General features: G+C 65.4%; 18 protein-coding genes. 9 read left to right on the top strand and 9 right to left on the bottom strand.

Going from position 1 to position 21,402, the window contains the following annotated elements; all coding sequences use genetic code 11:
* Positions 1 to 206 precede the first annotated feature (206 nt).
* Positions 207 to 1,100 (top strand): SDR family oxidoreductase, encoded by an 894-nt coding sequence (locus tag ABE454_RS10005; RefSeq protein WP_346531334.1) that lies wholly within the window; start codon positions 207 to 209, stop codon positions 1,098 to 1,100.
* Here the strand turns inward: ABE454_RS10005 and ABE454_RS10000 are convergent.
* The 8 genes from ABE454_RS10000 to ABE454_RS09965 form a co-directional block, all read right to left on the bottom strand.
* A complete protein-coding gene (locus ABE454_RS10000; RefSeq protein WP_346531332.1) occupies positions 1,037 to 2,095 on the bottom strand; it encodes a DNA topoisomerase IB in 1,059 nt (352 codons plus the stop codon). The two genes, ABE454_RS10005 and ABE454_RS10000, sit on opposite strands and share 64 nt — an antisense overlap.
* 370 nt (positions 2,096 to 2,465) lie before the next feature.
* A complete protein-coding gene (locus ABE454_RS09995) occupies positions 2,466 to 2,726 on the bottom strand; it encodes a hypothetical protein (protein WP_346531330.1) in 261 nt (86 codons plus the stop codon).
* Positions 2,727 to 3,238: 512 nt separating this feature from the next.
* Entirely contained in the window at positions 3,239 to 3,487 is a 249-nt protein-coding gene (locus tag ABE454_RS09990; RefSeq protein ID WP_346531328.1) for a hypothetical protein, read from the bottom strand.
* 99 nt (positions 3,488 to 3,586) lie between these two features.
* Positions 3,587 to 3,823, bottom strand: coding sequence for a helix-turn-helix domain-containing protein (locus ABE454_RS09985; protein ID WP_346531327.1), 237 nt, complete (start codon positions 3,821 to 3,823; stop codon positions 3,587 to 3,589).
* A gap of 178 nt (positions 3,824 to 4,001) precedes the next feature.
* Complete coding sequence (locus ABE454_RS09980) at positions 4,002 to 4,223, bottom strand: hypothetical protein (protein WP_346531325.1); 222 nt, start codon at positions 4,221 to 4,223, stop codon at positions 4,002 to 4,004.
* 130 nt (positions 4,224 to 4,353) lie between these two features.
* The gene (locus ABE454_RS09975) at positions 4,354 to 7,743 is read right to left on the bottom strand and encodes an error-prone DNA polymerase (protein ID WP_346531323.1); all 3,390 of its coding nucleotides are present in this window, start codon (positions 7,741 to 7,743) and stop codon (positions 4,354 to 4,356) included.
* Complete coding sequence (locus ABE454_RS09970; RefSeq protein ID WP_346531321.1) at positions 7,740 to 9,299, bottom strand: Y-family DNA polymerase; 1,560 nt, start codon at positions 9,297 to 9,299, stop codon at positions 7,740 to 7,742. Before ABE454_RS09970 ends, ABE454_RS09975 begins: the two co-directional genes overlap by 4 nt.
* Positions 9,190 to 9,882 carry an ImuA family protein gene (locus tag ABE454_RS09965; protein WP_346531319.1) on the bottom strand — a complete coding sequence of 231 codons (693 nt, stop codon included), beginning with the start codon at positions 9,880 to 9,882 and terminating at the stop codon, positions 9,190 to 9,192. The genes ABE454_RS09970 and ABE454_RS09965 overlap by 110 nt, the downstream gene beginning before the upstream one ends.
* A gap of 281 nt (positions 9,883 to 10,163) precedes the next feature.
* On the opposite strand from ABE454_RS09965, the gene ABE454_RS09960 reads away from it, so the two are divergent.
* The 3 genes from ABE454_RS09960 (at position 10,164) to ABE454_RS09950 (ending at position 13,787) form a co-directional block, all read left to right on the top strand.
* Positions 10,164 to 12,038, top strand: a complete 1,875-nt coding sequence (locus tag ABE454_RS09960) for a hypothetical protein (RefSeq protein ID WP_346531318.1) — start codon at positions 10,164 to 10,166, stop codon at positions 12,036 to 12,038.
* Between the two features lie 85 nt (positions 12,039 to 12,123).
* Entirely contained in the window at positions 12,124 to 13,212 is a 1,089-nt protein-coding gene (gene dinB / locus ABE454_RS09955; protein ID WP_346531317.1) for a DNA polymerase IV, read from the top strand.
* The gene (locus tag ABE454_RS09950) at positions 13,209 to 13,787 is read left to right on the top strand and encodes an alpha-ketoglutarate-dependent dioxygenase AlkB (protein ID WP_346531315.1); all 579 of its coding nucleotides are present in this window, start codon (positions 13,209 to 13,211) and stop codon (positions 13,785 to 13,787) included. The genes dinB and ABE454_RS09950 overlap by 4 nt, the downstream gene beginning before the upstream one ends.
* Positions 13,788 to 13,796: 9 nt before the next feature.
* Here the strand turns inward: ABE454_RS09950 and ABE454_RS09945 are convergent, their stop codons facing one another.
* On the bottom strand, positions 13,797 to 14,993 hold the full coding sequence (locus ABE454_RS09945) for a DUF6880 family protein (protein WP_346531313.1): 1,197 nt from the start codon (positions 14,991 to 14,993) through the stop codon (positions 13,797 to 13,799).
* A 711-nt stretch (positions 14,994 to 15,704) separates the two neighbouring features.
* Between ABE454_RS09945 and ABE454_RS09940 the strand changes: the two genes are divergently transcribed.
* Genes ABE454_RS09940 through ABE454_RS09920 form a run of 5 tightly spaced genes read left to right on the top strand, consistent with a single transcriptional unit; the run spans position 15,705 to position 21,377 of the window.
* On the top strand, positions 15,705 to 17,825 hold the full coding sequence (locus tag ABE454_RS09940; protein WP_346531311.1) for a catalase: 2,121 nt from the start codon (positions 15,705 to 15,707) through the stop codon (positions 17,823 to 17,825).
* 4 nt (positions 17,826 to 17,829) lie between these two features.
* Complete coding sequence (locus tag ABE454_RS09935; RefSeq protein WP_346531310.1) at positions 17,830 to 18,924, top strand: glycosyltransferase; 1,095 nt, start codon at positions 17,830 to 17,832, stop codon at positions 18,922 to 18,924.
* Complete coding sequence (locus ABE454_RS09930) at positions 18,921 to 20,069, top strand: hypothetical protein (protein WP_346531308.1); 1,149 nt, start codon at positions 18,921 to 18,923, stop codon at positions 20,067 to 20,069. Before ABE454_RS09935 ends, ABE454_RS09930 begins: the two co-directional genes overlap by 4 nt.
* The gene (locus ABE454_RS09925; protein ID WP_346531305.1) at positions 20,063 to 20,809 is read left to right on the top strand and encodes a PIG-L deacetylase family protein; all 747 of its coding nucleotides are present in this window, start codon (positions 20,063 to 20,065) and stop codon (positions 20,807 to 20,809) included. The genes ABE454_RS09930 and ABE454_RS09925 overlap by 7 nt, the downstream gene beginning before the upstream one ends.
* Positions 20,802 to 21,377 carry a class I SAM-dependent DNA methyltransferase gene (locus ABE454_RS09920; protein WP_346531303.1) on the top strand — a complete coding sequence of 192 codons (576 nt, stop codon included), beginning with the start codon at positions 20,802 to 20,804 and terminating at the stop codon, positions 21,375 to 21,377. Before ABE454_RS09925 ends, ABE454_RS09920 begins: the two co-directional genes overlap by 8 nt.
* Positions 21,378 to 21,402: the final 25 nt, after the last annotated feature.

Below are 21,402 nucleotides of genomic sequence, written 5' to 3'. Positions count from 1 at the left end.
TCTAAGCGGTGGAGACTTCAAGGGTTCCAAACGCTTAAGCTGTCCTCAATGCATCCATTAGCCTGACCCGGGGCCGTTCGTTGGCGTTGCAGGCGCCGCTTGCGACGACGCCCAGGGCGGACGACTCTGCAAAACCGTCCAGGGGGAACATCTTGCATTCGGACGGCTTGGAAGAAGGTCCCCTTAGCCCTCGGGAGAGCTTCGACATGTCCGATCGCCTCATCATGCAGGACCCTCGAAACCAATATCCGCGACCGCCATTTCCACGCCAGCCTCAGTCTGCGCCGGGTCTGGCTGTGGAGATGAGGCCCCGCCCTGACCACGGGGAAGACACCTACCGTGGACACGGGCGTCTCAAGGGTCGCCGCGCTCTCATCACTGGGGCTGACTCCGGCATCGGTCGTGCGGTCGCTATCGCCTTCGCGCGCGAAGGAGCGGATGTCGCTATCGCCTACCTTCCATCAGAGGCCCGGGACGCCAGTGAGGTCATCGCTCTGATTGAAGCCGAAGGCGTCAGGGCGCTGGCGCTCCCGGGCGATGTGCGTGACGAGGCGTGGAACACCTTCATGGTCGACCGCGCCGTTGAGGCTTTCGGCGGGCTCGACATTCTCGTGGTCAATGCGGGGCGTCAGCAATTCCGGGAAGACGTGGCCGAGGTCACGACCGAGGATTTCGACGCTACGCTGAAGACCAATCTCTATGCCTTGCACTGGCTGTGTCAGGCTGCGGCGCCGCATCTTCCACCGGGCGCGGCGATCATCACCACGGCTTCGATACAGGCCTATGAGCCGTCGGACATCCTGCTGGATTACGCCACAACCAAGGGGGGAGTAGTCACTTACACCAAGGCTCTGGCCAAGCAGCTGATCGAGAAGGGCGTGCGGGTGAACGCCGTGGCGCCAGGCCCCTTCTGGACGGTCTTGCAGCCCAGCGGCGGGCAGCCGCAGGAAAAGGTCGCGCAATTCGGGGCTCACAGCGCCTTCGGTCGTCCGGGCCAGCCCGTTGAGATCGCGCCGGTCTATGTCCTGCTGGCGTCTCAGGAAGCCAGCTTTGTGACAGGCGAGGTCTGGGGCGTTACTGGCGGCGCGGGGATCGCATGAAGGAGTTTCGCCAGCTTCGCCCCAAAAGAGACCGCCTTCGGATCCGGCAACAGACCCGCGATTGTTCCTGCTTGATAAAGGTCGATCACGCCTGGATGGATATAGGAGGCCCGGCAAACCGCAGGCGTATTGCCCAAGAGGCCGGAGATTGTTTTCATACAGGCTGACACGTTGCGCCGGGCCTCGGCTTGCGAGGAAGGCGGAGTCATTTCACAAAACGCGCGCGCCGCAGACACGGTAGCGGCCCAGGTCCGGAAGTCTTTGGCGGAGTAATCTTCGCCCATGGCCTGTCGGATAAACGCATTCACATCATCCGAAGTGACATCGCATAACTGGCCCTCGGCATCGCGGTATTTGAAAAGATGCTGGCCCGGCAGGCCTTCCAGCCCGCGGAGAACGCGCGCAAGGCGGGGATTGTTGATCCTCACACGATGCTCCTTGCCGCTTTTGCCCCGGAAATGGAAAGCCAGGGTCGAGCCATCGACTTCAAGGTGTCGCTTGCGAAGCGTGGTCAGACCAAAGGTGCGATTCTGGCGGGCATAGGCGGCGTTGCCTATTCTGATCTGGGTTATTTCCAGAAGGCGGACGACTGTAGCAAGAACCCGGTCCTTGTGAGGGCCTCGCAGGGCCAGCGCTTTTTCCACCCGTTGGTGCAGACGCGGCAGGCGCAGGGCAAAGGCCGACATGCGCGCAAATTTCACCCTTGCCGCCTCGGCCGTCCATTGGGGATGGTAGCTGTATTGCTTGCGCCCGCGTGTATCCCGCCCTGTCGCCTGAAGATGGCCGGAAGAGCAGGCGCATATCCACACTTCCTCCCATGCGGGAGGGATCGCCAGGGCGCGGATACGGTGCAGGACGCCCTTGTCCCTGATGAGGCGTCCCTGGCTGTCGCGATAGCAAAAACCTCGACCGCATCTGCGCCGGGACAGGCCCGGTTGTTCGTCGGAGGACCATGTCAGTCCTTCAGGACCAGGCGTTTCGGGGGCTTCTGCCATCAGGGATGCTGCTTATGCGAGGGTCAGTCCCTGGATAACGCTCATTGCGGGAATCTGCGCCGTCAGGTCCTGCGAATGTGGGGCACGGGAGTTGGGCGGCCTGTCGGCGCCATCAAGGGCTGAACGGTTGCGCGGTGACATACTCAACGGGTCGCAGACGGACGGGAGGGAGGGACGCCTTGCGTCTGCATCACGATCCTGCCGCGGCGAGCAAAACGGCGGGCATCGTCATGCCGCTGAATGATTTGCCGCCCGGGCCTGGCTGACAGGCATAAGAAAACCCGTCTGCCACATTGGGACTCAGACGGGCCTAATGAGCCGAAGCTCGTATTCTAGATAGGGACGCGAGTTCGGATTACAAGACGTCAAGCTACGGGCTCAGCTGTGATCTAGGGGCGCTCTCTTCCTGGAGCGGCGCTTTCTTCGTTTGAGGGTCAAGCCTCGATTGCTCGCACGCGGCCTTCAAGCGTTGAATTTCAGATGGCGGCATCGGGGCGACCATCATGGCGCGGTAATTCATGCATGCCGCTGTTTCAGCAATGGACTGCCGCGGCTGATCTGGTTTGACGGCGCAGGCCCCAACAAGCGCCAGCATGGTGAAGCAGGCAAGGTGAGAAGCGTTGTGGTTCATCAGCATCCTCGAAATCGGCCAGCAGCTTAAGCCTCTTCGGCGCGGGCAGTTCCTCCCATAAGATTGCGAAATTAGGCTTGGCCGTGCCCGCCGGTGTAGGCTTTGAATATTACAGGCCGAATTATTTCGGGCGTCTGTGACTGGAAGAGATCGGTATCGCACGCCGCACACTCCCGCCTGAACGGCCAAGGAGACCGCTGTGCCCTATTTTTGCTTAATCGATCTATCTTGCTCTGATGTTCCGCATATGGAGTTTTTGGAGGCCGATGACCTCTCTGCAGCTCGAGCAGAAACTCGAGTTCTCATGCTGGAACATGCGACGGCCATTGCGGGCCGTGTGTTTGACGGTGAGGATCAAATTGCATCAACCGCTCGGGTGTGCCGCGCAGAGAGAGGAGCCGCAGCTGGACGCAAGTGACCGATCTGGTTGGCCGGCGAGAACTAGGTGAAGATCGACGGCCTCTGAGACGAGGTGATCGGCCTTCCTTAGAGCCTTTGGAGGGCTGCATTCTTTAGCTTGTTTCTTGCGCCAGATAGACGCGAACCGCCCGCACAGCCTCGATATCCAGTCCGTCGCATCTTCCACCGATCTCAATATTTGTGAGGGCCAGATCGAGGAGCAAAGCGGCTTCTCGGTGGGAGGTCGGGCTATGTTGAAGAAGCTTTTCTTCTAGAGCCTCGCGGGCGTCTTCTAATTGGTTTTCAATCTGAGGCGCCGATAGTTCTCGACAACCATTTTCAAAATCCAGTTCGGGCGTCATGTCTTCCCCCCTGTGAGGCGACAGTCGCAGACGATAGGCTGCGAAAGCTGTCGTCACAGGGAGGCTGTATATAAAAGCGAGTCCTGTCCAGTACCGGCGTTACGATTTTGTGTTTTGGTCGAACCCGGTGAAAAAGATGGATGCAGACACCTTCATTTCCCGTGCCATTTGCCAAAGCATTTCGGCGCTTGCGCGGTGGGTGCCTGCCTCAATACGTGCAACTTGATCGGTGCTGGAGCCAATCTTGGCTGCAAGGACGTCCACGCTGAGGTTCGCATTCTCACGTGCAGATTTTACGTTTGCGCCTATCTGCGCATTAATCGACAATGAATCCAAGGTTCTGTCTCCCAATCTTCTCGGAAGTCGCCAAGTTGTGCGCAATAGGATGCGGCACTATTTTTTATAATCCGAGAGATGGGCGGCTTATAGATCAGGAAATTAGGTTATCATCAATTCAGATTTTTGGATGAATTGTGAATTTTCGTCATTATTATGTTTTGATTGGCTATTTCGGTTAATATTTCTGGCCCTCTATTTGGATGTTGGGCTTGTTTCTGGGGTGGCGAGCTTTCATGTGCTCAAAAGCCGCCAGCACCTTTTCGACAGCGTTCGGCGCGATCCCGTTTAGTGTGGCGGTCTGGAGCGCGAGGATGTTGATCGGCGCCAAATCATGTTTCACGCCCTGGCTCTCGAGCCGACATACGATGCCAAAAGTAAGAATCTTCGTCGACTTCATGACCGCGGAATTGAAGTTGAACGCATAAGGGGTCTGAGGAGCATGTGATGCTCAGAGCCTCTTGGCGCTGAAGGCCTGCCTGGAAGAAAGTCGTTTTTCTGGCGGGCCGCCAATGAACGCTCCCTGGCGCTTAGTGGAAGTCCCGCGATCCTGGCAAGATGCGCACGTCGCGCGGATGTCGATGCGGCGGCTGACGCGGCGGTTGCGGATGGGCGATGATGTCGGCGCGGGCCAGTTGGATGTCGGTTTCGTGGTCTTCGGATAGGCGGGACAACTCAGAGCTGCGGTCGATGACGCGACGGGCGACGACGTGGACTACGCCCTCGGAGCTTTTCTCGACCACGCCATCGACTTGCATCAGGCGGGCGCCCATGACCTCGCGCCGGAACTGGTCCAGCATCCGCGCCCAGAGGACGACGTTGGTGATGCCGGTTTCGTCCTCCAGGGTGACGAAGACGGCGTTGCCCTTGCCCGGCCGCTGACGCACCAGCACCACGCCGGCGACTCGCACGACGGAGCCGCCGCGCTTCGCCTCGGTGGCGGCGCAGGTCAGCACGTGGTCAGCGGCGAAGACAGGACGCAGGATGGCCATGGGGTGGGCCTTCAGCGACAGGCGCGCGGTCTGATAGTCGGCGGCGACGTGCTCGCCCAGCGGCATCAGGGGCAGGTGGGCGTCGGGCTCGGTCCCCAGTTCGCGGGCGCCGCGTTCGCGCGCCTCGGCGGCGGCGAACAGGGGCAGGGGATCGTCGTCGGGCAGGCGTCGCACCGCCCACAGGGCCTCGCGCCGATCCTGTCCCAGGGAGCGGAAGGCGTCGGCGTCGGCCAGCTTGCGCATGGCGGCGGCGGGCAGTTCGGCGCGACGAGCCAGGGTTTCGACATCGACGAAGGGCGCCTCGGCCCGCGCCGTCGACAGGGCCTTGGCCCAATCCTCCTTGAAGCCGTCGATCTGGCGCAGGCCCAGACGCAGGATGGGCGCTTTCTCAGGCCCCTCCAGACTGTTGTCCCAGTCGCTGTGAGAGACATCGATGGGGCGCACCTCGACCCCGCCGACCTCCTGCGCCTCGCGCACGATCTGGGCGGGCGCGTAGAAGCCCATGGGCTGGCTGTTGAGCAGGGCGCAGGCGAAGGCCGCCGGATGGCGGTGCTTGATCCAGGAAGAGACATAGACCAGCCGGGCGAAACTGGCGGCGTGGCTCTCGGGAAAGCCATAGGAGCCGAAGCCCTTGATCTGCTCGAAGCAACGCCGTGCGAAGTCTGGATCATAGCCGCGCGCGATCATCCGCCCGACCATGCGGTCTTCATAGGTGTGCAGGGTGCCGTCGCCGCGGAACGTGCCCATGGCCTTGCGCAGGCCGTTAGCCTCGGCGTCTGAGAAACGGGCGGCGACCATGGCGACCTTCATCGCCTGTTCCTGGAACAGGGGGACGCCCAGGGTCCGGTGCAGCACCTGCTTCAGTTCGTCAGGCGGACCATAGAGGCGACCGGGCGGAGGGTAGAGAACCTCCTCAACGCCGTTGCGGCGGCGCAGATAAGGATGAACCATGTCCCCCTGGATCGGGCCGGGGCGGACGATGGCGACCTGGATCACCAGATCATAGAACTCTCGCGGCTTCAGCCTCGGCAGCATGTTGATCTGGGCGCGGCTCTCGACCTGGAAGACGCCGATGGACTGGCCCCGACACAGCATGTCGTAGACCTCGGACTCCTCCGGCGGGACGGAGGCGAGGTCGTGTTCGACGCCTGAATGGGCCTTCATCAGGTCGAACGCCTTACGGATGCAGGTCAGCATCCCCAGGGCCAGGACGTCGACCTTCATCAGGCCGAGGGCGTCGATGTCGTCCTTGTCCCATTCGATGAAGGTGCGGTCCGGCATGGCGGCGTTGCCGATGGGGACGGTCTCGTCCAGCCGCCCCTGGGTCAGGACGAAGCCGCCGACGTGCTGGGACAGGTGTCGCGGAAAGCCGAGCAGGCGTGTCGCCATGCGCACGGCGCGATCGACCATGGGATTGGCGGCGTCCAGCCCGGCCTGTTCGATCTGGCGGCCGCTGATCTCGGAGCCCCAGCTGCCCCACTGGGTCGAGGCCAGGCGCGCGGTGACGTCCTCGGTCAGGCCCAGGACCTTGCCAACCTCGCGAATGGCGCTGCGGGGGCGATAGCGGATGACGGTGGCGGCGATGCCGGCGCGATGGCGGCCATAGCGATCATAGACGTACTGGATGATCTCCTCGCGCCGCTCATGCTCGAAGTCGACGTCAATGTCGGGCGGCTCGTCGCGGTTGGAGGACAGGAAGCGCTCGAACAACAGGTCGTGACAGGCCGGATCGACGCTGGTGATCCCCAGGACGTAGCAGACGGCCGAGTTGGCGGCCGATCCGCGCCCCTGGCACAGGATGCCCTTGTCCTCGGCCGTGCGGACGATGTCGTGGATGGTCAGGAAATAGGGGGCCAGGCTGCGCTCGGCGATGAAGGCCAACTCCTTCTCAAGCAGGGCCGTGACCTTGGGCGGCGCGCCGTCCGGATAACGGACCAGGGTGCGGCGTTGCACCAGTTTCTCCAGCCAGCCATGAGGCGTTTCGCCCGGCGGTACGGGCTCCTCGGGGTATTCATACTTCAGATCGCTCAGATCGAAGGTCGCGCGTGACAGGAAGGCGGCCGTCTCGGCCACCGCCTCGGGCGCGTCTTTGAACAGGCGGGCCATTTCGTCCACGGGCTTCAGCCAGCGTTCGGCGTTGGCTTCCAGCCGGCGGCCGGCGGTCTCGATGGTCACGCCTTCGCGGATGCAGATCAGGACGTCCTGCAGGTCGCGGTCTTCGGGAGCGGCGTAGAGGACGTCGTTGAGCGCCAGCAGGGGAACCTCCACCCGCTCCGCCATGGCCTTGAGCCGGGCCAGCCGGCGCCGGTCGTCGCCGCGCCTGTGCAGGGCGGCGCCCAGCCAGACCGCGCCCGGCGCCGCCGCGTTCATGCGGGCCAGCACCTCTTCCAGCCCTGTCAGCCGATCGGGCGGGACGAGGATCAGCAGCAGGCCTTCCGGATCGGCCAGCAGGTCGCGCAGGCCGATCTCGCATTCGCCCTTTTTCGCGCGGCGATTGCCCAGGGTCAGCAGACGCGTCAGCCGACCCCAGCCCGCCCGCGTTTCGGGATAGGCGATGATGTCCGGCGTCGCGTCGTTGAAGACCAGCCGCGCGCCTGTCAGCAGGCGGAAGTCCGCCGCGCGCCGCTTTACCTCTTCGGACAGGGCCGGATCGTTCAGCGGATTCTCGATGAAGGCGATCTCGCCGGGGCTGCCGCCGTCGCGCATCCTGTCCGGCGGAGCCAAGCCTTCTGCCCGCAGTTCCTTCAGGGCGCTCCAGGCCCGCACCACGCCAGCCACGGTGTTGCGGTCGGCCAGCCCCAGTCCGGCGTGACCGCGCAGGATCGCCGTCAGCACCAGGTCCTTGGGATGCGAGGCGCCGCGCAGGAAGGAGAAGTTGCTGGCCGTCGCCAGTTCCGCGTAGTCGCCGCAAGGATCGGGCGCGCTCATGCGAACAGGCCGTGGATGAACCAGCGTGGCTCGGGCGTCTCGCCATAGAGGCCCTGGCGAAACAGCCAGAAGCGACGGCCGTCCCGGTCTTCGACCCGGTAGTAGTCGCGGGTGCGCTGGCCCGGGGCGCGCCACCATTCGCCGCTGATCCGCTCGGGCCCTTCGGCGCGGGTCACCTCGTGCAGGACGCGGCGCCAGCGGAACTTCAGAGGATAGCCGTCAGGGACCTCGGCCAGGGTTTCGACCGGTTGGGGCGGGTCGAACATCTGCAGCGGCCGCAAGGGCGGATCGTCGGGATCAAGGTCGGGCCAGGTCTCGTCGCCATGAGGGGCGGCGGCCGGGACCAGCCGCGCCGCGCGTTCGGGAATGTGCGAGGCGAAGGGTTCGAACCGCAGCACCGCCTCAGGTCCCAGACGCGCGGTCAACCGGTCCACCAGACGGCTGAAGGCTTCCTCGCCGGGCGTCTCGCGTTCCAGTCCCTGCTGGGGCGGCGCCAAAGCCTGGGTCCAGGGCACGGACATTCGCATCTGGTCGAAGCCGAAGCCGGGGTCCAGCGGGGCGGCCAGGGCCGCCATCCGCTCGCGGAACAGCCGCAGGATTGCAGCAGCGTCGCGGGTCGGACGGCCGGTGCGGACGACGATCCGGCGCGTCTCCCCGTCCACGCGATAGAAGCCGGCCTCGAAGGCGCGGCCGCCCAGGCCGGTCTGATCCAGCCGATCCATGGTCTCGACCAGCAGGTCGGACAGGACCCGCTCCACGTCCTCGGGCGCCGAGATCGGCTCGAAGAAGACGCGGTCGACGATCACGGGCGCGGGCGGACGATGCGGGGTGATGCGCATGTCCTCGTCGCCCAGAACCCGCGCCAGTCGGGTCGGGAAGTCAGCGCCGAAGCGGGCGGCCAGGGGCGCGCGAGGCCGGTCGTCCAGATCGCCCAGCCGCTTCAGGCCCAGACGGCGCAGAGCCTGCTCTTCCTTGTCCGAAAGCTCCAGGGCGGCGACCGGCAGGCGGCGCGCGGCGGGGCGGTCCTGCCCGGGCTCGAACCGGCCGCCGGGGCCGAAGCGGGCCAGGGCGCGAGCGACCTGGGGCGTGCCGGCCAGGGCGCACCGGATTTTGAATCCGGCGCGTTCGGCCCGTACCTGGACCTTGCGCATCAAGCCTGCCTCTCCGTTGAACAGGTGGGCGCAGCCGGTGACGTCCAGCATCAGACCGTGCGGCGGGTCCAGCGCGATCATGGGGGTGAAACGGCCGAAATCCTCCAGCACCCGCGTCAGCAGGGCGTCGTCAAGGTTGGGACGATGGGCGACGACGCGCAGGGCGGGCGTCCGAGCCCGCGCATCGGCCAGAGCCAGGCCGGGGGTCAGCCCCGCTCGCGCTGCGGCCGGATCGACGGCGGCCAGCCGCAGCGCGCCCTTGATCTTTTCGGCCAGGACGACGGGCGGCGCATCCTCAGGCGGCGCGTCGTCCCGCTGCTCCTGACGCCGCAGCCGGTCGCTGGGCAGCCAGGGGAACCAGACCGCCAGATAGCGGCGCGGGCGAGCGGAAGGTTCGCTGTTCACGATCCCACTCCATGATCCAGGTCCCGGTCGCCCCGCCACCGCGCCGCCGCAGCAGGGTCACGGAAAAAGACGGCCGCCCCGGCGCCTCGCCTTCCAGGGGGTCTGAAGCACAGGACGCCACCGACCAGCGGGTCTCGGCCGCGCTGGGACAGGGCAGGGCGCCTGCTCGCGCCAGGAACAGGGTCGCGCCGCCCGTCTCGGCCGCCAGGGCCAGTCGGCGGCTGGCCGTCAGGCTGAAGGCCTTGGCCTCGCCCCAGGCGCTCAACAACACCGCGCCCACGGCAGGACTGCGCAGGGCCTCTTCGCCGACGGCCAACAGGGTCTGCACGTCGCGCGTCCGCACCAGCAGCAGGTCGCGCGGCGACAGCCCCATCTCATGCAGGCCCGGACCGTGCGGCCGCCCTGCCTCCTGGACCATCATTTCATGCAGGCCCCAGACGATGGGACGTCCTCCCGCCGCCCGCAGCGCCATGCCCAGCCCGAAGGCGCTGACCGCCACCGCGTCGGCGGGCGCGGAGGCATAGAGATCGTGCAGCACGCCTGTGGCAAGCGGAGCGAAGGCGTCGTCGCTTCCCGCGCGCACGTTTGCGTCGACGCGACGACCGCCGACCCGATGCAGGGTTGCCAGCTGTATCTTCAGCGCTGTCAAAGCGTCAGGCTGCGAACAAATGTTCCTCATTTGTTCTATATGCGCTCGGCGCCCCGGGGGGAGTCAAGCGGGGCTTTCAGGAAGGCCTGCTGTCTTCATGCTCGGTCGCATGATCACATCGATAGTTAGGGGGAACCGCCTCTGAAGCGTCTCTCCACCGTCGTCCTAAAGACGATGTTTCCAGTGGAGTTTTTGTGCGCAGTTCAAAGCTTGTCGTGCCTTCGCCGATTGATGCGTCCGTTCCGAGAAAAAGAGGGCGTACGCCGCTCCCAATCGTCACTCATCCAACTGCCTTGTGGGAAGTTCATGATGACCCCCGGGACTTCCATGCCGCTCTGGATCTCCAGATCCGCCGACATGGCGAGAACTCTCATCGCCTGCACCGGGCCATCGTAGTCGCCGGCGGGCTGACGGACAGGACGACCCTCGCGGCCTGGCGCCGCGGGCTGAAGGTCCCGCAGACGCCTGCCAGCCTGAAGGTTCTCGATATCATCGAGCATCGCTATCGGCTGGAGCAGGGCTATCTGCACTCACGGCTGAGCAGATGTCGCGCCTTGAGGGGGCTTCTCCCTCCGGAGGTGCGACATGCGGAATCCCGGCGTCTGGCATGGCATTTGCCCGATGATTTCGATGAAAGACCTGCCACGGAGCAGGAAGAAATCCTGGCTTGGGTGCGGTCGACCATCCTGTCGGGCGGCACGGCTTACCATCGCTATCATTCAACCGTGTCAAAGCATCGGTTCGCGCTTCGATTCGATGGAAACGGTCCTGTGGAACTGGCGGCTCCGGGACACCTGCGGGCCGAGATGGATGCTCTCCTGCGGTTCAAATCAGCTACCCTGACGGACATCGGCTACCACCGCTCTGGTGTCTGGGGGCCCGAAACCGCCTCCCTGCGCGAGGAGCATCTGGCCCTCCTGTTTGGAGCCCTGGCGGCCATGCCGGACGATGAAGTCAGTGGGCTGGGCGTGCCGCGTGACCATCTGACCTTCGGGCTCCTGGTCCTGCCCTCCATCTGGGACTGGTACGTGCAGTGGCGCGAGCGTCGCCGTGGCTTTTTCACAGGCTGGGAGCGTGAGATGCTCCTGCTTGGCGCGGCATTCTCCCGCAATCAGACGGGGTGGGTGCGGCAAAGCCCATGGCTGGCCGAGCGGCTGTATCCTGTTCCTGGCATCGTGACGCAGCAGGACATCGACCGCGTCCGGCGGGACTGGGATGGAGCCTGTGAGCAAGTGCATCGTCATGTCTTGGCCCGTTCCAAGGAAATCGAGCGGGTCGCTAGGATCCATAGGGATCCGTTCGAGCCCATCCTGCCCATCCTTGAAGCGGCCAGCCCCGTCGGCGAGTACCGCAGGATCACGGAAGAGATTCTCAACCGCATGCCGGACGAGAAGCGCTATCCCCGTGCTGCTGCAGAGGCGGTCCGGTCGTTCCTGATGCTGCGGCTAGGGCTGCACCTTGGGGTCAGGCAAAAGAACCTTCGCCAGCTCCTCGTATGCCGCAGAGGGAGTCCGGTCACGCCTGAAAGGGAGCTCGAGAGCAGGCGTTGCGGAGAGTTGCGATGGAGCGAGAGGGAGGGAGGATGGGAGGTTTTCATTCCCTGTGTCGCCTTCAAGAACTCAGGCTCAGCCTACTTCTCTAAGCGCCCGTTCCGGCTTCTGCTGCCGGACCTTGGCGGATTGTATGGCTGGATCGACGCCTATATCGGGCGGCATCGATCTGCATTGCTGAACGGCTCTCGGGACCCCGGCACCTTTTTCGTCAAGACCGTGAAGGTCTCGAGCCGTGATGCATCCTATAACCAGAACACCTTCTATGACGCCTGGCGTCAGGTGATCCAGCGCTACGGGATCTTCAATCCCTATACGGGGAAAGGCGCCATTCAAGGGCTGCTTCCTCACGGGCCGCACAGCGTGCGGGACGTTCTTGCGACCCACGTACTGAAGCAGACGGGTTCCTATGAACAGGCCAGCTACGCGATTCAGGACACGCCAGCGACGGTCGCCGACCACTACGGCCGCTTCCTTCCGCAGGACAAGGCGGCGCTGGCGGCCCAGGTTCTGAATCGGGTCTGGGAAGAGGCTGCCTGACCTCATAGCGACGCATAAATTGAAGGCGTTCATGTGCGCGAACATGAGTGTTCCTATTTTGTTCAAGTCTTGCTAGGCGTTGTCCATGGACGTCGTCGACCCCCGTAAGATCATCCACGTGGACATGGACGCCTTCTTCTCCTCGGTGGAACAGAGGGATGATCCCGCCCTGCGCGGGCGTCCCGTCGCCGTAGGCCACGCCGCTTCGCGCGGCGTGGTCGCCGCAGCCAGCTATGAGGCGCGTCGCTTCGGGGTGCGCTCGGCCATGCCCTCGAGCACGGCCTTGCGGAAGTGCCCGGAGCTGATCTTCGCGCCGCCGCGGTTCGAGGTCTATCGCGCCGTCTCAGCGCAGATCCACACCATTTTCGCCGACTATACGAGCCTGATCGAACCCTTGTCCCTGGACGAGGCCTATCTCGATGTCACCGCCAATATTCGGGGGCTGCCGACGGCGTCTGTGACGGCCGAGGAGATTCGCGCGCGCATTCTTGAGGAGACCGGCCTGACAGCGTCGGCCGGGATCTCCTACAACAAGTTCCTGGCCAAGCTGGCCTCTGACCAGCGCAAGCCCAATGGTCAGTTCGTGGTCCCGCCGGGGAGAGGGGAGGCCTTCGTCGAGGGCTTGCCAGTCAAGTGTTTCCATGGCGTCGGGCCGGTGACCGCGGAGAAGATGAACCGCCTGGGCATCGAAACGGGCGCGGACCTGAAGCGTCAGTCCCTGGCCTTCATGCAGCATCACTTCGGCAAGTCCGGCGCTTGGTATCATGGCGTGGCCCGGGGAGAGGATCATCGCCCGGTCAATCCGGATCGCGAGCGCAAGTCGAGCGGCTCGGAAACCACTTTCGCCAGCGACCTGGTCGATCCGGCGGCGATCGAAGCCGGGCTGGATGAGATGGCGGACGATGTCTGGGCATGGTGCGAAAAGGCCGGGTCGCTTGGCCGGACCGTGACGGTGAAGGTCAAGTGGGCGGACTTCCAGCAATCGACCCGGAGCCGGTCCTTCAATGAGCCAGTCGCCTCGAAGGAACGGCTGCGCGAGATCGCCCGGCTTCTGGTGCGATCCCTCTATCCGCCGACAAAGGGCGTGCGGCTTGTCGGCGTGACCCTGTCCAATCTGGAGAAGGCATCGGCGGGAATGCCTTCAAGGGCTTTTCCGGGCGAACTGGCGCTGTGACATCCATCCTTCAGGCGGACCTGTTCGGGCACGCGCCCCAGCCTGCCTTGCCTTCGGGCTTCGACTATTGGCCGGGGGTCCTGACCGGGGCGGAGCAGGCGGAGGTGGTCAAGCAATTGCAGGGGCTGGATTTCAGGCCTTATGAGCACATGGGCTACCAAGGCTTCCGACAGATCGCCGCTTTCGGACGCCGCTATGATCATGAACGACGTCGACTGGCGATGGCGGAGCGCTGGCCGGATTTCCTTAAGGCGCTCCTGAGGCGGCTGACTAGACAGCTCGACCTTGGCGAAGAGGCTTTCGTCCAGGCTCTGGTCAATGAGTACGCCCCCGGAGCCGGTATCGGCTGGCACCGCGACAGGCCGGTCTACGGGGAGATCCTCGGCGTCTCCTTTCTCGCGCCCTGCGTCATGCGCCTGCGCCGGAAGGACGGGCCGGGATGGCGTCGGTCAGCTGCGCCGCTGGCGTGTGGATCGGCCTATCGGCTGTCAGGCGAGGCGCGGAGAGACTGGGAGCATTCGATCTCGCCGATGACGGCCCTGCGCTATTCCATCACCTTCAGGACACTGGCCTGAGCGGAGAGGCTAGCTCGCCAGGATGTCGGCGGCTTCGGGATAACGCTGCGCCAGACGAGAAGCCCAGTCCGCAGACATCGGGCGAGCCTGCCGGGCTTCCCGGGGCCGAGCCAAGACGAGGGCGGCGGCTTCCCTGTGAGCGGGCCAGTCTATTAGGAGCTGCATGGCGGCCGCGAAGTCCGGGTGGCTGGACGCATGGGCGAAGGCCCGATCCAGGGCCTCGACGTCGTCGAAGTCAGGCAGGCGCGAGACGTAGTCCCGAAGGACCGGCGCCGACAGGTCGCGTTCGAACAGGCTCCAGCGCAGGTCTTGGGCCTCCTGACTGCCGCCTTCCGCCTCGAGGACGTCGATGGAGGCGGCTTCCCAGGTCGGGGTCAGGCGGGGGGAGCCGTCCTTCGGGTTGTGACCAAAGGTCCAGCGGCGGTTGAGGGAGGAGGGGCTCAGGGCGGCCTCGAGCGCGGCACGGGCTTCCGCGACGCGTCCGGCTATCAGGAGACGGCGGGCGATTTCTGCGGCGATGTCGGGCGATCCCGCCTGTTCGGGGGTGACAAGCGACAGCCAGAGGTCGAGGTCTTCCGCCCTGTCCGCCAGGCGGCGCAGCAGGTTGCGGCCTGCCGGGGTCTTTCTGGCTGATGCGTCCAGGCTGTCGAGCAGCCGGCGCGCCGTGCGCGGGCCCAGGGTCTCGCCGGCGGCAGAGATCCAGCGAGCGTAATCCTGCGGATGCCGGCGCAGGGCGTCGACTAGGTCGCGCAAGGCCGAGTCGTCGGCGGTCTCGGCGATGGTGAAGAGATCGGGCGCGGCAGCCTCGAAGACGACCAGTAGTTCGCCCTTGGTGTCTTTCACACGGACGGCCAGTCCGGAATAGAGGTCGAACCAGCGGATGAGGACGGCGAGCGCCTGGTCGGGAGCCTCGTGCGCCAGACGATCGATGATCATCTTGCGGTGGGTGTTCAGGTCGTCGAGAAGGTCGCCGCGCCGGCGCCAGGAGACACGGGTGCGCGCTGCGGCGAGCGCGGTGATACGCTTGTCGATCTCCAGGGCCAAGATCTCGGGGCTGATCTCGGCGGCGAGCTCGAGGCGAAGGCGGCGCTTGAGATTGGCATTTCCCGCGCCCGCCTCGATCAGCAGGTCCGCCAGACGCGGCGCGCCGAGGTGGATCAGGCTGGCTGCTGATAGCCGGGTCGAAATCCGAGTTTGTCGCGCCATGAGGTCCTTGGGACAGGAAGAGTGTTCGCTACCCGGTCGTCTATAGCATGCTCGTCCCGACTCCGGCCCAGGGCTGGCGGGAGGCGCCGTTCGTCTGGCCGTGTAAAAGGCGGCGCAGGGATGAGGGCGCTTTTGGCAGACCAACGCCACGGTAACGGCCAGCGGCACGTCACTCTCCTGGACGGGCTGGACCGTTAGGTATCTGCGCGGCTTCAGAACTCAAGCCGCCGGGGCATCAAACAACCAGAGGGTGCTAACGTCGTTGGTGCTGCTGCGTGCGCTGGCGCGGCGTGAGATCGGCCTGTTCGAGCACGGGTTGGCCGAACTGACGGCCACGCCACATCACCGGACCTGTCTGATGAGGCGGCCGATGGTCTCTGATAATCAGGCAGGGAGCCGCCCAGCTTGTTTCAGGCCTTCCGCGCCGCGGTGCTCCGCCGAGAGCTGGAAGCGCTGGGACAGAAATGCAGCTGAGCTGAGAGACCCCCGCTGGGCCTTCGACGTCATCTAACATGCTCAGGGCTGTCGGCTGCAGTCCGCGTTTCGCCGCTGTTCGGCCTGGGTCTTGATGTGAAGGCCTGCATTCCAAGATCTGGCTCACCAGGAACTTCAGGTTGTCCGCTGCATTCTGACATTCGGAGACGCTTCCGGGGCGATTGCAGAGAGTAGTCCTCTGAAGCCTCTCTGTTACATGCAGGGAGAGATACGGACATGGCCCGACAGACCAAGGGCGCGGGAAAGCGCGTTCATACGGGCGGCGCCGACTATCGCGGCGCTGCAGGCGAGCTTCACCAGACAGCGGCCGGCGCGACGGAGACGCTGACCACGGCCCAGGGCGCTCCGGTGGCCGATAATCAGAACACCCTACGGCACGGGGCGCGAGGTCCGGCCCTGATGGAAGACTTCCACTTCCGTGAGAAGATCTTTCATTTCGACCATGAGCGTATCCCCGAACGGGTGGTTCACGCGCGCGGCTACGGCGCCCACGGCTATTTCGAGCTGACCAAATCCCTGTCGGACGTCACGCGCGCGGACGTATTCCAGCGGGTGGGCGAACGCACCCCGGCTTTCGTACGCTTCTCTACCGTCGCGGGCGCCAAGGGATCATTCGATCTGGCCCGTGACGTGCGCGGCTTCGCGGTCAAGATCTACACCCAGGAAGGCAACTGGGACCTTGTCGGCAACAACATCCCCGTCTTTTTCATTCAGGACGCCATCAAGTTTCCCGATTTGGTCCATTCGGTGAAGCCGGCGCCGGATCGGGCGTTCCCCCAGGCCCAGTCGGCGCACGATAATTTCTGGGACTTCATCTCCCTGACGCCGGAGAGCTTCCACATGATCATGTGGACCATGTCGGACAGGGCAATCCCACGCTCTTTCCGCTTTATGGAGGGCTTTGGCGTTCACACGTTCCGCTTTCTGGATGAGGATGATCGCTCCACCTTCGTGAAGTTCCACTGGAAGCCCAAGCTGGGACTGCAATCGGTAGTCTGGAACGAGGCGGTGAAGATCAACGGCGCCGATCCCGACTTCCACCGCCGCGACCTGTGGGACGCCATCTCCCAGGGAGACTTCCCGGAATGGGAACTGGGCGTCCAGCTATTCGACGAGGACTTCGCCGAAAAGTTCGCCTTCGATGTGCTGGATCCGACCAAGATCATTCCTGAGGAAGAGGTTCCGGTTCAGATCGTTGGCCGTCTGGTGCTGGACCGGGTCGTCGAAAACTTCTTCGCCGAGACCGAGCAGGTCGCATTTATGACCCAGAACGTCCCCCCAGGCATCGATTTCTCCAACGACCCGCTGCTGCAGGGCCGCAACTTCTCGTACCTAGACACGCAACTGAAGCGGCTGGGCAGCCCGAACTTCACGCACATCCCGATAAACGCCCCCAAATGCCCGATGGCCCATTTCCAGCAGGACGGGCACATGGCCATGCGCAACCCTCGAGGCCGCGCCAACTATGAACCGAACAGTTGGGGCGCCGAGGGCGGCCCGCGCGAGGACCCCGTGCGCGGCTTCCGCAGCTTCGCCGGTTCCGACGAGGGGCCCAAAGTCAGACTGCGGCCCGAAAGCTTCGCCGATCACTACAGCCAGGCGCGACAGTTTTACATCAGCCAGACGCCGATCGAGCAGAAGCATATCGGCGACGCCCTGGTGTTCGAGCTGTCAAAGTGCGAGCGCGAGGATATCCGCACCCGGGTGGTGTCGCACCTGATCCACATCGACAGGGATCTGGCGAAGACGGTCGCCGACGGCCTAGGTCTGGACATGCCTAAGCCTGCCAAGCCCGCCGCCGAGGGGGTGGATGGTCTGCCGGCCTCGGACGCCCTGAGCATCCTGAAAAACAGTCCTGACAGCTTCCAGGGCCGCAAGCTGGGCGTTCTGGTGACCGATGGTGCGGACGCGGGTCTCTTCAACGCCCTCGTGGCGGCGGTCGAAAAAGAGAAGGCCGTATACGAGGTGATCGCGCCCAAGATCGGCGGCGTCACCCTGTCGGACGGAACCCATGTGCCGGCGCAGCAGAAGATCGATGGCGGTCCCTCGGTGCTTTACGACGCGGTGGCCGTGGTCGCTCCGGACGACGGGGCGGCTCTGCTTGCCATGGATGCGGCGGCCAAGGATTTCGTCACCGACGCTTTTGCTCACTGCAAATTCATCGGCTACTCGCCCGAGGCGGCGGTCCTGTTCGACAAGACCGGTCTGGCCGAAGATCTGGACGAGGCCTGTGTGGAGCTGAAGTCCAAGGGCGACGCGGCCGGGTTCATCGCTGCGTGCCGCGCCCTGCGCCACTGGTCCCGCGAAGCCGACGTCGACCTTGACGCCAAGGCGTGAGTCCATGTCTGCCAGCCAAGCGCCGCGTTATGCCATCGCCATTCCCGCGCGCAACGAAGAACGGCGCATCGTCAGCTGTCTGGCGGCATGCGCCCAGACGATGGCGCGCCAGCCGGGTTCGGGCGTCATCGTCCTGCTGGTCAACAACAGCGACGACCGCACGGCGGCGCGAGCCCGCGCCTGGGCCGCCGCTTCCGGCGTGGCGACTAAGGTGGTGGAAACCTGCTTTCCATCGGAGTGCGCCCACGCCGGCATGGCCCGGCGCATGGTTCTGGATGTGGCTCAGGATGCGGCGGGCAGTGGAGGCTTTCTCCTGACCACGGACGCCGACAGCCGCCCGGAGCCGGACTGGGTGAGGGCCTGCATCAAGCCGCTGGCGTCGGGCCGGGCGGCGATGGTCTGCGGAACCATCAGCCTGAATCCACGCGAATACGCCCGCTTGCCGCGGGACATCGTCCAGCGAGGAGAGACGGAGGCGCGCTATCGGTCCCTGGCGCGCGAACTGACTAGCCTGCTGGACCCCGATCCGCTGAACCCTTGGCCGTTCCACGGCGAACAGTCAGGCGCCAGCCTGGCCATGACGGCGGCGGCCTATGGACGTGTCGGGGGCGCGCCTCTGACGCCCTGCGGGGAGGACCGGGCCCTGGTGAAGCGGTTCATGGATCACGACCTGCCGGTGCTCTATTCGGACGCCGCGCGGGTCGTCACCTCCTGTCGTCTGAAGGGGCGCGCGTCGGGCGGGATGGCCGACACCATCGCCGCCCGTATCGCCGGCGAAGTCCATCTCTGCGACGAGGCGGTTGAACCCGCCGAGACCGTCTGGTTTCGCGCCGCCCTCAAGGCGCGGTTGCGGGGCGCGCTGTCCGGCCCGGCCAAGCAGGCCGTCCTCATGGGCGAAGCCGGAATGTCGCCCGACCAGATTGAGGCGGCGCCGGTCTTCACAGGTCTCGGCGCGCTCTGGGCCTGCATTGAGGCGGTTGGCCCCCGGCTGGCGCGGCGCCGGATGACGTGGGACGAGATGGCGGCTGAACTGCCGCGGCTGGAAGCGCTGCGGGACCAGGCGCTCGCGGGGAGCGGAGCCGAGGATCTGCGCGCATGAGCCTGGCCCTGGACCTTTCCGATGCGTCGCCGGACCGGCGCGAGGGCGGGCTTGCGGACCTGATGACGATGATCGCCGCTCGCGCCGCTGAAGCCGAGATCGAGCCCGGCGGGGTGGGCCCTGAGATCACCGCCATGGCGCGGGCCGGACTGCTGTCGGCCTGCCTGCCGCGCCCCACGGGCGGCTCCGGTTTGGCTCAGGACGCTGATCAGGCGGAGGTGCTGTTCGATGTCCTTCGGCGGCTGGGCCGGGCCAATCTGTCGGCCGCCCGTCTGTTCGAGGGACATGTCAATGCGATCCGGCTGGTGGGCCTGTACGGTGGCGCAGCAATCCAGACCCAGGTGTACGATGCGGTGCGGGTCGGCGGCCTGCTGGGCGTCTGGGGTGCGGACGGCGCCAGGCCCCTGACCTACGTTCGCGCCGGAGGGCGATGGATTCTGCACGGCGAAAAGCTGTTTGCTTCGGGGCTTGGCCAGGTCCGCTACGCCGTGGCGACGGTGCGAGAAAAGGGCGCCGGCGCGGGACCCGCCGAGCTGGTTCTGGTTGACGTGTCCGATCCGGCTCGCCAGGAGCTCGAGCAGTGGACGGCCAGCGGCATGCGGGCCACCGCATCCGGCCGCTTCCGCTTCGATGGCCTGGAGGTGGACGCCGAACACCGGCTGGGCGCGCCGGGCGACTATCAGCGCGAGCCGCATTTCGAGGGCGGCGTGTGGCGCTACTGCGCCGCCCATCTGGGCGGGGCCGAGGCGCTGGTCGACCTGTGGCGGGGGGCGTTGTCCTCTCGCGGGCGGCTGGACGAGCCCCTGCAGCTGACGCGGCTGGGCCGCGCCGCCGCCCTGTGCCGGGCCATGTACGCCTGCATCCACGCCGCCGCGGTGCGGGTGGAGACGTGCGATCCGGACGACCAACACGCCGTGCCTCTGGCCGTCGCCGATGTCCTGCTGGCGCGCCAGTTCACCGAGGAGGCCTGTGTCGAGGTGCTGGTCCTTGCCGAAAAGAGCCTGGGCACGATGGCGTATGGCATCGGGTCCCCCATCGAGCGGGTGCGACGCGACATGTCCCTGTTCATCCGGCAGGCTGCCCCGGACGCCAAGCTGATCCGCGCCGTCCAATCGCTGGATGCCCGCTGGAGCGACGCATGGTGACGCCTCTGGCCGATGGGGTCCTGTTGCGCTTGGCCCGAGCCGCGCCCTCGGTTGGGCTGGCGGCACTGACGGGATCAGGCGCCGTGCTGGTGCTGAGCCCGCATCCCGATGACGAGACCCTGGGCTGCGGGACGGCGATCGCGGCGGCGGCCGACGCGGGCGTTCGGGTCGTAGTGGTCGTGCTGACCGACGGGGCCGGATCGCACCCGGGCTCAACGGCCTATCCTCCGAAACGGCTGGCGGCGTTGCGGCGCGCCGAGGTGGCCGAGGCGGTGGAGCGGCTGACACGTGGAACGGGCCGGGTGCTGACCCTGGACCATCCAGATCAGGGGCGATTGAGCGCCGCCCGGCGGCGGGTTTACTGCGACCGGCTTGTGCGCCTGATTGATGAGGAGGGCGTCAGCGCCCTTTGGACCACATGGGACGGCGATCCCCACGTGGACCACCGCCGGGCGGCGAGGCTCGCGGCCGAGGCGGCCGCCCGGCGGCCGGCAGTCACGCTTTGGCGTTTTCCGGTCTGGGGCCGGTTCGTTCAGTGCGGGCTGCGCCGCGGGGAACGGCTCTACAGCTTCCAGTCCGGTCCTTATGCGAAGCGCAAACGTGACGCGCTGGCGGCGCACAGATCGCAGATGACCGGACTTATCGCGGACGATCCGGACGGTTTTGTCATGGACGCCGCCACCCAGCGTCATTTCCTGGAGACGAGGGAGATGTTCATCTCAAACGAGGCACATGTCTGAGCGCCGCGACCGGTTCGACGCCCTCTATGCCGGGAACATCGACCCGTGGAATTTCACCACCTCCGCCTATGAGCGCGACAAGTATCAGGCCACCCTGGCCGCCCTGCCGCGCGCCCGCTACCAGAGCGCCTTGGAGGTGGGTTGTTCCATCGGAGAACTGACCCGGCTTTTGTCCGACCGATGCGACCGCTTGCTGGCGGTGGATGTGTCGGAGGTGGCGCTGGCCGAAGCGCGCCGCCGCAACGCGGACCGATCGACCATCGCCTATGTGAGGGGCGAACTTCCGCAGGACTGGCCGGAAGGAGAGTTCGATCTGATCGTCGTGTCGGAAGTTCTCTATTTTCTCACGCGCCGTGAGATCGTGGAGTTGGCGGGCAGGGTAGGTCGCGCTCTCACGCCCGGTGGGGATTGCGTTGTCGTCAACTACGCCGGTCTGATCGAGGATGGTCTTCAGGGGGAAGCGGCCGCGGGCATCTTCGCCGACCAGTGTCGTGCGCTGGGTTGTTCCGCGATGCGGCTCCCCACACCGAAGCAATATCGTCTGGATCTAATCAGAAAGGACGCTTGAACAACGCCCACCAGTTCGGGCGTAG

It is taken from the genome of Brevundimonas diminuta, assembly GCF_039673845.1.
Classification (GTDB): Bacteria; Pseudomonadota; Alphaproteobacteria; order Caulobacterales; family Caulobacteraceae; genus Brevundimonas; species Brevundimonas diminuta_E.
Note: the sequence above shows the minus strand (reverse complement) of the source record. Positions and strands in the feature narration are given on the sequence as shown.